We start from the raw sequence: 11329 nt of genomic DNA on the forward strand, positions 1-11329 counted from the left end.
ACGAGCGTATGGTTTTAGAAACTTTGAAAATTACAGATTACGCGTTCTAGCCCATTGTGGGTGGGACGGTGTGATTAACAGGGTTTAATGAGTGCCATCCCCCGTTAATGGGGTAGAGCCAGAGATTGAGCTCTTCATCATTAACGGGGGGCATCGACATTCATTAAAATGATTTTGCTGTAATCATCAGTTTGCCGATGGGAAGACTATTTCGATAGCTGGAAAGGTAAAAGGTAACGAAGTACTATACAGCATAAGACTGGAATTTAAAGCGGAATCATTGCTTCGGGGTAGTTGCGTCTAGCAAGCACTTACTCGGATAGCTAACCATATTGGAGGCGCGGGTCGGAATCGAACCGGCGTACACGGAGTTGCAGTCCGCTGCATGACCACTCTGCCACCGCGCCTAAAATCGTTTTTTCTACACGCTTACCGTGCACGCCGGTCGATACCGGCCATGTTATCGCCACGGGCGCTGGAGTTAAAATACCCCTCAACCACCGCGTCAATATTGCTGAACTGCATAATGATTTGGAGCGGGAAAGGAGGCTCGAACTCCCGACCTCAACCTTGGCAAGGTTGCGCTCTACCAACTGAGCTATTCCCGCGTCACTACACTTAGATGTTTAGCTTGTTCCCACAAGTTCCAAAACACCTTTAAGCTGTGCTTTAAGAAGGCGCCTATTCTAGTCAGTCACCAAATTCTGTCAAGGAAAGTTGCTGATTTAACGTGATTTTTTTCTCAATCACCTGCTGTATCGCGTAAATCTGGCCATGCCGCATGGAGATAAATCAACATTGACCATAAAGTAAGCAGCGCCGCCATGTATAAGCATACAATATTTGCGTAATACAAATAGCCTTGATGCTCAGGCGAAACCAAAAGCAAGCCAAATATTGCGACCATTTGCATCGTTGTCTTAATTTTGCCCAAATACGATACCGCCACACTGGTGCGCTTACCCAGCTCGGCCATCCACTCACGCAGCGCGGAAATCACTATTTCGCGGCCAATAATAATAATTGCGGGTATGGTAAACCACGAGGCGTCGTAGCGTTCAATGAGCAAAGCCAGCGCCACAGCCACCATTAGCTTGTCGGCAACAGGGTCGAGAAATGCGCCCAACGCCGTACTCTGCCCGAGTTTGCGGGCAAGGTAACCGTCTAACCAATCGGTCATGGCCGCAACCGCAAATACCGCCGCGGTTAAAAAATAGGTATGCGCGATAGGCATATAAAATAAAACCACCAGCACCGGAATTAGCACAATTCGGAACAGGGTCAAGGCATTCGGTATATTCATAGTGGTCTCATTAAAGCAGCAAGTCGTATTCTATTCGTTTTCTAAGCGCTGCGCAGGTCTTCGTAGATTTGTAAGGCAATTTTCTCGCTAATTCCCGGCACTCGTTGTAAATCTTCTACCCCAGCTTGCTTTACACCCTGTAAACCACCGAAATAGCGGAGCAATTCTCGCCGTCGCTTGGCACCAACCCCCGGTATACCCTCAAGCGTAGATTGACGTCGGGTTTTATCTCGCCTTGCCTTGTGCCCCGTAATGGCAAAGCGGTGAGACTCATCACGAATGTGCTGAACGAGGTGCAGAGCCGGACTATTGTCCGGCAAGCTGATCTCACGGCCATCATCACCGCGAATGAGTATCTCTAAACCCGCGCGGCGATCACTGCCCTTCGCCACCCCGACCATCAGTAGATTGTCGATGCCAAGTTCGGCCATCACCGCTTTTGCCTGGGTCAACTGGCCCTTGCCACCATCGATGAACAAAATATCTGGCATCAATACTTCGCCCGCTTTAACCCGCGTATAGCGGCGGCTAAGCGCTTGGTACATCGCCGCGTAATCGTCACCTGGGGCAATGCCGTCAATATTCATTTTACGATAATCAGACTTTAGCGGCCCGTTGCCATCAAACACCACACAGGAGGCCACAGTCGCCTCGCCGCTGCTGTGACTGATATCAAAGCACTCTAGGCGCCCTGGAAGTTTTCCCAAGCCCAAGACCGCTTGCAAGGCCTTAAAGCGCTTCAGGCTGCTGGCAGACGACGCTAGGCGATTCTTGAGGTTTTGCTCAGCGGCGGTCAGCGCTAAATTTTGCCATTTAGCCCGATTGCTGCGCACCTTGTGACTAAGTGACACTTGGCGCCCAGCCTGTTCAGTGAGGCTTGCCGCCAGTAAATCGCTGTCGTCGAGCATGATATTGCTGATAATTTCCCGTGGAATATCGCTGGCGCCACTACCAATCAGGTAGTGCTGAGCCACAAAAGCCTCGATCTGCATCGCCAGCGGCTCTTCCAGCTGGCTTTTGGGGAAGTAACTACGACTACCCAGCACTCGACCGCCGCGCACGCACACCAGCTGGATACAGACTTGGCCACCGTCCATGACGCCGCCGAGAATATCCATATCGCCGGTTTCACCTTCAATGCATTGCGTGGACTGCACCTGCTGTAAATGGGCAATACGGTCGCGTAAATCAGCGGCTTGTTCAAACTCCAGCGCCGCTGCGTGGCGCTCCATTTGATTCGCTAAATCGGCCTGTATATCTGAGCTTTTTCCCTTTAAAAACAATTCAGTATAATTAACATCTACAGCATATTCTTTGTCGCTAACAATGCCGACACAGGGCGCCGAACAGCGCCCTATTTGGTACTGCAGGCAGGGTCGACTGCGGCCTTTGTAATAGCTGTCTTCACACTGGCGCACCCGAAATACTTTCTGCAACCAACTCAAGCTTTCGCGCACCGCCGCCGCACTGGGGTAAGGGCCAAAATACTGACCTTTACCAGTTTTGCGGCCGCGATGAATACTCAAGCGTGGATGCTCGTGATCGGTACTCAAATAGATATAGGGGTAGGATTTATCGTCCCGCAGCAGGATGTTATAGGGCGGCTTGTACTGCTTAATAAGGTTTTGTTCTAACAACAACGCTTCACGCTCACTCGCGGTCACCGTCACTTCAATCTCGTGAATACGCCCCACCAAGGCCATGGTTTTAGTGGTTAATCCACTGGCCCGAAAATAACTGCTCAAGCGCTTGCGCAGGTTTTTTGCCTTGCCGACGTAAAGCACCTCGCCAGCGACGTCGAGCATTACATATACTCCCGCCTTCTCCGTGACAGTTTTTAAGAAGCTCGCAGAGTCGAATGAGGTTGGCTTCGAAGCGGTTTCATTGGGGATAGCAGTCATGTCATTCAATGTATTAGACTAGGCGCCAGGAGAGTCGATCAGGCCGTGACGAATAGCGAGGAGTGTGAGCTCTACATCACCACCAATATTGAGCTTTTCAAAAATTCGGTAGCGATAGCTATTCACTGTTTTCGCTGAAATGTGGAGTTGCTCTGCAATGTCCAATACCTTTTGGCAGTTAGCAATCATTAGGCTAATTTGCATTTCGCGCTCAGAGAGCGACTCAAAGGGTGACTCGACACCGCCACTAAAGCCCTTCAACGCAATCGCCTGCGCGACGCTTGGACTTAAATAGCGCAGCCCTTTAGCAACTTGCCTAACCGCCAAGACCATTTCTTCTTCCGAGGCGCCTTTAGTGACATAGGCCGAGGCACCGGCCTTGAGCAGGCGACTGGGCATAGGCTCTTGATCGTATGCGCTCAGCGCAATAATGCGCGTTGACGGCGACACCAAACGCAGTTTACGCGTTGCCTCTAAGCCGCCAATGCCTGGCATTCGCACGTCCATTAGCACTACGTCGGGGCTTAATATTCGGCAGCTGCTAATTGCCTCTTCACCACTTGCCGCTTGGGCGATGACCGTAATACCGTCGGCATCATCGAGCATTCGCACTATTCCGGTACGCACCATGGCGTGATCGTCGGCAACCAAAACTGTAATCATGTATTTCCCTGCATCCAATGCCTGTAACAATACCACCGCGACCATGACCTAACCAGCCTGCTGTGGTTCAATCCGCCAGCGATAATACCACTTTACGAAAAGTGATATTTATTCTTCCTTGCGCTAGCCCCTTTCGCACAGGCAGCGCATGCTGCCAGTGGCGCTGAGTGGGCGGCAACATTAACAGCAATGATCCAGATGCTAAATGTATTTTACATGATTTGGTTTTTAGCCCCTTCGGCTTCATGAGGAAGTCTCGGCCACAACCTAAACTGAGTGACGCAACACAGGGATCACTGCCCAAGCTGGCTTCATCGTCGCTGTGGTAACCCATACTGTCGTCACCATTACGGTAGTAGTTGAGCAAGGCACAGTTAAAATCGTAGCCAGCATCGTCGGCGATACGTTCTCGTAGCGCCAGCACTTCTGGCGGCCATACATCTGCATAATGGCGGTGACCACTGTAGCGATAGCTCAAGCCAGAATCCCCGACAAAGGCAACTAACCGTGGCGTCAAGTGGCGTCGGCCATATATGTCTAATATCGGCTGTTGCCAAGGGATATTCTCGCGCAACTGCTCATATAAGGGATCGGGTTCGGCGATATACTGGGCATAATAACGCAAACCACCCCCCGCTAAAGGAATATATTCGGGTTCAATAAACACGGGGCTCAATTTCGAGGTCAACATTGAATCGCGCGAGCACATCGGCCTGTATTGCATCGGCAAACGCCAAAACTTCCGCCCCGTCTGCGCCGTCGTAATTTACCAGCACAATGGCTTGGCGCGGATGAATTCCCACCGCGCCACGCCGCTTACCCTTCCAGCCAGCCTGATCTACCAACCACGCTGCCGCGACTTTAAAGCGGCCATCGGCCATCGGCCAATGTGGCAACGCCGGGTATTGCGCGACCAGTTCTTGGACAAGGCGTTTAGAAATAATCGGATTTTTAAAAAAGCTGCCGACATTCGGCTCCCGCCGATAATCTGGCAGCTTATCAGCCCGCACCATAGCCACGGTCGCTGCGATCAGTTCCGGGCTGGGCGCTTGCTCGGGTACGTGCGTCGCTAGGGTCTCAACCAAGGCGGGATAACTAAGATTTGACGTTGGCTTAGCACTCAAGTGCAATGTTATTGCGGTGATAATAAACACATCCCGCAATGCCCCCTTAAAAACACTATCACGGTAGGCTAACTGGCAATCGGCGGCACTTAAGGTGCGCAAGCCATTGAGGTTAATGTCCCAACCAGTAACCGAGTGCAGTACGTTGGCGAGCTCTACGCCATAGGCGCCAATATTTTGTATTGGCGCGGCACCCGCTTGACCGGGAATAGAGATTAAGTTTTCCAAGCCGTACCAGCCTTGTGCCAAGCTATACTTCACCAGCTCGTCCCAATTTTCGCCAGCAGCTACGGTAACGAGGCGCTCATCACCCCTACTCTCACAGCTGATGCCGCGCATCGCCATGTGAATAACCAAACCGTGAATATCGCCACGCAGCACTATATTGCTGCCACCACCGATAAACACTCGCCGCAAACGCCGACGACTACTAAACTCAATTGCCTCTCTAAGACCGTCAAGGCTGCTTACTTCAATAAAATAATCGGCAAGAACACGGATACCCAGCGTGTTATACGATTGTAAATCGACATGGCGCTGAATATCCATTACAGCGCCGCGCCTTTACCAAAGCCATGATGAGCACAAATATGGTGTAACAAACCACCTGCGGCGTCTTCCACTAAGTCCAGCACGTCTTCAAAGCCACGCCCCCCACCGTAATAAGGGTCCGGCACTTCGCGTCGCGCTGTGTGTTTCGCATAAGTCAAAAACAAAGCTAGTTCACACTCCGTCTGGTGAGTGTGCATAGCCTGTAAATCCGCCAAATTACACTCATCCATGGCCAAGATATAATCAAAGGTTTGGAAATCAGCTATACACACCTGTCGCGCCCGCAATGACGAGAGATCATACTGGCGACTCAGCGCTGCTGCCTGGCTGCGTTGGTCGGGACTGCGACCGATGTGCCAGTCACCCGTGCCCGCCGAGTCAACCTGTATCTCGTCGTGTAGACCCGCATCATTTAGCATCTTCTGAAAGACACCGTGCGCCGTCGGCGAGCGACAAATATTGCCAAGACATACAAATAATACCTTGATGGCCATTAGCTGCTCGCCGCCAAAATTTTCCTGACATTTTGTAAATCGGCTTCAGTATCAACCCCACCTGGAATATCTACACAGGCCGTGGCGATATGAATCCGCACACCGTTTTCCATCGCCCGCAATTGCTCTAATTTTTCAAAGCTCTCTAACACCCCCATGGGCCAGTGCACAAACTCGTGCAGAAAACTCACCCGGTAAGCATAGATGCCGATATGACGTAAAAAGGGCGCATTATCTGGCAGCCTCAACTCCTCGCCAGCCCAGTCATCCCGACACCACGGCATAGGTGCACGACTAAAATACAGCGCATAACTCTGCCTATCGGCAACGGCTTTAACGGCGTTGGGATTAAAGATCACTTCAATATCGTTAATCGCCTCGCCCAGCGTTGCAATTCCCGCGCCAGGCTTGGCTGCCAAATTCTCGGCCACTTGCGCAATAGCGGCCTTAGGGATGAGGGGTTCATCGCCCTGCACATTAACGACGATTTCCTCGTCGCTAAGTTGCAACTTACTCACCACTTCTTGCAAGCGATCGGTGCCAGATTCATGGCTGGCAAGGGTCATAATCACTTCTGCGCCAAACCCCTGGCAGACATCAAATACCCGCTGATCCTCAGTGGCAATCACCACTCGACTGGCATCGCTATCGACGGCTCGCTCCCAGACATGCTGAATCATGGGCTTTCCCGCAATATCGAGCAGCGGCTTACCCGGCAAGCGGCTGGAAGCGAAACGAGCTGGAATGATAACGGTGTAAGACATGCTTGCTCCAAATGTAATTGATACTAGCGCTACTGCTGAAATATTAGCGGCTGATGTCAACTGCTGCCAAACGCGAGCGCAACTGCACATAAAATGCTTTATCTATCTCGCCAGTAACCGGTACCATCCAATGTGTTCCCTGGGCAAATAGCCGACATTTAACAGCATCCTTTTCCGTCATTAATACTGGCAGTGACTCATCAAATTGTAAGTCGACCACAGTATAAGGATGGTGGTCAGCAAATGGGTGCTCAATAAGCTCAAAGCCTGCCGCTCGCAGACTTTGAAAAAACCGCTGAGGATTACCGATTCCCGCAACAGCATGGATTCGGCGTTGGTTTAGTGGCCAATCGACTAAGGCGCGCCGCTCGCCGCTGGCCAAATTTACCGCCACCACGCCCCGTAAATTCATGGTGTAACCACGTAAGCGACGATTGCCGCCATTGATTATGTGTAGGTCGATAGCGTTTGCGCGGCTTACCGGCTCGCGCAAAGGCCCCACCGGCAAACAGTGGCCATTGCCAAAGCCGCGCTCGCCATCAATGACGAGAACCTCTATGTCGCGAGCTAGACGATAATGCTGTAAACCGTCGTCGCTAATAATGAGATCGCAAGCGTGCTGCTCTACAAGCAATTTTGCTGCCGCCACGCGATCTGGCGCCACCGCCAACGGCAAGCCACTGCGCTGGTACATTAAAAAAGGCTCGTCCCCCGCTTCAACCGGTGTTGACTTGGCAGTGACTAAATAAGGGTATATTGGCGCGTTTCCGCCGTAGCCGCGACTAACAATGCCAACCTTATAACCTAGGCCTTGGCAGTATTCGGCCACCGCCAACACGACCGGAGTCTTACCACTGCCACCCACCGAAATATTGCCGATCACAATCAGCGGCGCGCCACAGGACTGTGGCCGAATGAGACTGCGCCTCACTGCGGCGATTAGGCGATACAAATACGCCAGCGGAAGCAAAAGTAGCAAGCTTTTCGGCTTGCCATACCAGGCGCGGTTCAGGCCTTGTTCCAATGCCACCTAAATCTATTCCTCAAAATTCTTGTGGTATAGCTGGGCGTAGCGCTGATTCAAGGCAAGCAGTTCATCGTGGCTGCCCTGCTCTTTTATTTGCCCCGCTTCCATTACCACGATTTGATCGGCCATTTCGATGGTGCTTAAGCGGTGGGCAATAACGATGGTAGTGCGACCTTTCATCACCTCTTCCATCGCTTTTTGAATATGACTTTCAGCGCGATTATCGAGGGCCGATGTGGCCTCATCAAATATTAAAATCGGCGCATCTTTTAGAAATGCGCGGGCAATCGCCAAACGCTGACGCTGGCCGCCGGACAGCATCACACCGTCTTCGCCAATCACGGTTTCTAGGCCGAGGGGAAGTTGGTCTATAAACTCACTGGCGTGGGCCGCCTCTATAGCGGCACGTACCTGTTCACGACTCGCCCCCGCCATCTTACCGTAAGCAATATTATTGAAAACAGTGTCGTTAAACAGCGTGACCTGCTGAGTCACCAAGGCCATTTTGTCGCGCAGATTGCTTAGCTGGTAATCTCGAACATCAACACCATCAAGCAGAATATCGCCCTGGTCATGTTCATAAAACCGCGACAACAGACTCACCAAGGTGGACTTGCCGGAGCCAGACAAGCCAACCAAGGCCAGGGACTTACCCGCCTCAACATTTAAATTTATATTGCGTAATACCAGTTCAGAATCAGGGCTATAGGCGAAGTTCAAATTACGTATTTCAATATCGCCGCGGGTTACATCACTGCGGTAAGTTCCCTCATCTTTCTCTTGCTCTGCATCTATAAAATCAAAAATATCTTCCGCTGCCGCCAAGCCTTTTTGAATAGTACTGCTAACATCCGCCAGCTGACGCATAGGTTTTGGTAAAAACAAGGCCGCCGACAAATACGCGACGAAGGCGCCGGGCGACATTGAACCGCCAAGACCCAGGGCTATCCAAATAAGCACGCCAGTGGCGAGCACAACTGGAAACTGAATTACTGAAGGACTGATCGCGTTGTAATACGCCATCTTAATGTTTTGACTGCGGGTCCGACTACTGGCCTCAATAAATCGAGCAGTTTCAAAGGCGATACCGTCGTAGAGGCGAATTTCACGATAAGCGCCGATCGACTCATTGGTCACTTGGTTGACATCGCTCATCGCATTTTGAATGTTTTTACTGAGCTTGCGAAACCGTTTACCCACCCAGTATACGGTGACAGCAATAATCGGCAGGGCAAGAAAAAACACCATGGTGAGTTTCCAGTTACTGTACAATAAGTAGGCGATAAGCCCGATCGCAAAGGTGCCCTCACGCAGCACGACTTTGGTCGCATTGACCGCCGCACCAGTGACTTGTTCGACATTAAAGGTAATTTTGGAAATCATCATGCCCGTCGAGTTTTGGTCAAAATAGCGACTGGGCATATGCAGCATTTTATTAAACAATTCACAGCGCAAATTGTGAACCAAGCTATTAGAAACTATCGCGATAAAATAGTTACCGGCAAAGTACCCCACGCCCCGGACTAAGCCGAGCACAACCATCATTAACACAATCCACAAGCGAGCGTCGGTTAGGACAAAGTCTTTGTCGCCCAAAGCCCACATTAATTTTGCCGACATACCGCCTTCCCCGGGCACCATATTGCCGCCGATATAATCGACAATCAGCTGCATCATATCGGCAAGTAATACCTGAACACCGGAAAATACCGAAAAACCCAAAACGCTGAATAAAAACATGGCCCACATCGGTATCACGTATTTCAGCAAGCGACCGTAAATAACGAGATCGGATTTATTGTTGTTACTCATATTACCGGGAATTCCTAGCGTTAACGAAGACGGAACATAAAATCAGTTGGCTGGCGTACCGCTGTCGGGATCTTGGGTGGTTAGGCTAAGTTTAGCAAAGCCGAGTCGCCCCGCCGCGTCCATCGCGGTGATAACAGCCTGGTGAGGGCTTTTCGCATCAGCAGTAATAATGACCGGCAATTCACTGTCGTCACCAGCAATCTCCCGCATGCCTGCCATCAAGCTTTGTACAGTGTGATCGACTAAGGCCTGCTCATTAAGGCGGTAACGGCCTTGGGCGTCGATCACGACCTCCAAAACCTGAGCTGCTTCGGGGGCGATGTCACCTTGCGCGGTGGGCAACTCCAAAGTAAGACGACTTTCTTTGGTAAATGTTGTCGACACCATAAAAAATATCAGCAGTAAAAACACCACATCAATTAGCGGGGTGAGATTAACCCCACTGTCATCCATGCGCTGGCGCTTAAATTTCACTATTTCTTACCCGCTGCGCTGTCTTTAATTTGCACTTCGCCGTGCATCGCATTGATGAGCTTCATGGCGTCTTGCTCCATTCGAACTACCAGCTCGTCAATGCGACGCAAAAAATAACGGTGCATAATCAAGGCAGGAATGGCCACACAAAGGCCTGAGGCGGTTGTGATTAAGGCTTCGGAGATACCGCCAGCGAGCACCCCGGCGTTACCTGTGCCCTGTACCATAATCTCGGTAAATACTCTAATCATACCCAGCACAGTGCCGAGTAAACCAAGCAGCGGCGCAACCGCGGCAATAGTGCCCAGCGCGTTAAGATAGCGTTCTAGGTCGTGAATTATGTGAGACGCCGTATCTTCAATGCTCTCTTTCATAATATCGCGCCCAAATTTGGCGTTGGCCAAACCGGTGGCAAGAATTTGCGCCAGTGGCGAGCCACGTCGTAACTCACGTAATTTCTCTGCATCGAGCTGCTTGTTTTGCAACCACGCCCACACTTGATTTAATAAATTACGGGGAGCGACCTTATTGGGATTTAGTTTGAGAAAACGCTCTACACAGATCGCCGAAGCAATAATTGAAGACAAAATAATTGGCAGCATTAACCAGCCACCCGCTTTCACCAATTCAAGCACATCAGATCCCTACCATTTTTATGTGAGGGCATTATACGGAGGGAATGCCTCGGTAAGAAGTGAATCAGCCCTCGGAATTGAATTTCCGGCATAATTCCGAGCTTGTTACTGGCGTTTCCCAGTAATAACGCCAGGCGCGAGCATAGCGAATATCCGCTAGCTCACCGCCTTGAAAGCGAAATTGAATCGCGCCATGCAGACCGGTGTGCCAGCAGCGACTCCCCTGGGACCGGTAGCGACGAAGAACAGATGTCGCCGGGTGGCCGTAGTGGTTGTTGCGCCCAGCCGAAAACACCACCTCTGCGGGTGCAACTGCCCCAATAAATGCTGCTGAAGACGAGGTATTGCTGCCGTGGTGTGGCGCCACCAACACGTCTGCCGATAAGTTATTATTGCGGGCACCCATCAATTTGCGTTCTATTTCTGCCTCGATATCCCCAGTGAGCAGAATAGATGCAAAACCGGCACTGACCTTCATAACACAAGAAGCGTTATTACCGCGCTGATCGCTGACAGCGCTGTCCAAAAACTCAAATCGCACACCATCCCAATCCCAGGCTGGCGCTGTGTGACAGTCGCG

At 51.1% G+C, this 11329-nt stretch carries 12 protein-coding genes and 2 tRNA genes; all 14 read right to left on the reverse strand.

The genetic code is table 11. The features are described 5' to 3' along the window. Nucleotides 1-333 precede the first annotated feature (333 nt). Nucleotides 334-407, reverse strand: a tRNA-Cys gene (locus ABYP33_RS15075). Nucleotides 408-532: 125 nt separating this feature from the next. After that, nucleotides 533-608, reverse strand: a tRNA-Gly gene (locus tag ABYP33_RS15080). 134 nt (nt 609-742) lie between these two features. Then, the gene (gene pgsA, locus ABYP33_RS15085) at nt 743-1303 is read right to left on the reverse strand and encodes a CDP-diacylglycerol--glycerol-3-phosphate 3-phosphatidyltransferase (protein WP_373091986.1); all 561 of its coding nucleotides are present in this window, start codon (nt 1301-1303) and stop codon (nt 743-745) included. Between the two features lie 41 nt (nt 1304-1344). Then, nucleotides 1345-3204 (reverse strand): excinuclease ABC subunit UvrC, encoded by a 1860-nt coding sequence (gene uvrC / locus ABYP33_RS15090; RefSeq protein WP_373091987.1) that lies wholly within the window; start codon nt 3202-3204, stop codon nt 1345-1347. Nucleotides 3205-3222: 18 nt separating this feature from the next. Next, a complete protein-coding gene (gene uvrY / locus ABYP33_RS15095) occupies nt 3223-3867 on the reverse strand; it encodes a UvrY/SirA/GacA family response regulator transcription factor (RefSeq protein ID WP_373091988.1) in 645 nt (214 codons plus the stop codon). Nucleotides 3868-3934: 67 nt separating this feature from the next. Beyond that, entirely contained in the window at nt 3935-4558 is a 624-nt protein-coding gene (locus ABYP33_RS15100) for an alpha-ketoglutarate-dependent dioxygenase AlkB (protein WP_373091989.1), read from the reverse strand. After that, nucleotides 4524-5540, reverse strand: coding sequence for a UDP-N-acetylmuramate dehydrogenase (murB, locus tag ABYP33_RS15105; protein ID WP_373091991.1), 1017 nt, complete (start codon nt 5538-5540; stop codon nt 4524-4526). The genes ABYP33_RS15100 and murB overlap by 35 nt, the downstream gene beginning before the upstream one ends. After that, nucleotides 5540-6037 (reverse strand): low molecular weight protein-tyrosine-phosphatase, encoded by a 498-nt coding sequence (locus ABYP33_RS15110; RefSeq protein ID WP_373091992.1) that lies wholly within the window; start codon nt 6035-6037, stop codon nt 5540-5542. The genes murB and ABYP33_RS15110 overlap by 1 nt, the downstream gene beginning before the upstream one ends. Beyond that, nucleotides 6037-6801: a 3-deoxy-manno-octulosonate cytidylyltransferase gene (kdsB, locus tag ABYP33_RS15115; RefSeq protein ID WP_373091993.1), complete on the reverse strand. Its 765-nt coding sequence runs from the start codon at nt 6799-6801 to the stop codon at nt 6037-6039. The genes ABYP33_RS15110 and kdsB overlap by 1 nt, the downstream gene beginning before the upstream one ends. A gap of 43 nt (nt 6802-6844) precedes the next feature. Then, nucleotides 6845-7831, reverse strand: a complete 987-nt coding sequence (lpxK, locus tag ABYP33_RS15120; protein WP_373091994.1) for a tetraacyldisaccharide 4'-kinase — start codon at nt 7829-7831, stop codon at nt 6845-6847. Between the two features lie 6 nt (nt 7832-7837). Next, on the reverse strand, nt 7838-9640 hold the full coding sequence (msbA, locus tag ABYP33_RS15125) for a lipid A export permease/ATP-binding protein MsbA (protein ID WP_373091995.1): 1803 nt from the start codon (nt 9638-9640) through the stop codon (nt 7838-7840). A 42-nt stretch (nt 9641-9682) separates the two neighbouring features. Continuing rightward, nucleotides 9683-10114 carry an ExbD/TolR family protein gene (locus tag ABYP33_RS15130; protein ID WP_373091996.1) on the reverse strand — a complete coding sequence of 144 codons (432 nt, stop codon included), beginning with the start codon at nt 10112-10114 and terminating at the stop codon, nt 9683-9685. Beyond that, nucleotides 10114-10749: a MotA/TolQ/ExbB proton channel family protein gene (locus tag ABYP33_RS15135; protein WP_373091997.1), complete on the reverse strand. Its 636-nt coding sequence runs from the start codon at nt 10747-10749 to the stop codon at nt 10114-10116. Before ABYP33_RS15135 ends, ABYP33_RS15130 begins: the two co-directional genes overlap by 1 nt. Nucleotides 10750-10813: 64 nt before the next feature. Continuing rightward, nucleotides 10814-11329 (reverse strand): ComEC/Rec2 family competence protein (locus ABYP33_RS15140; protein WP_373091998.1); only part of this gene is annotated, 516 nt, incomplete at its 5' end.

Origin of the sequence: Zhongshania sp., assembly GCF_041584495.1 — a bacterium.
GTDB lineage: Bacteria > Pseudomonadota > Gammaproteobacteria > Pseudomonadales > Spongiibacteraceae > Spongiibacter.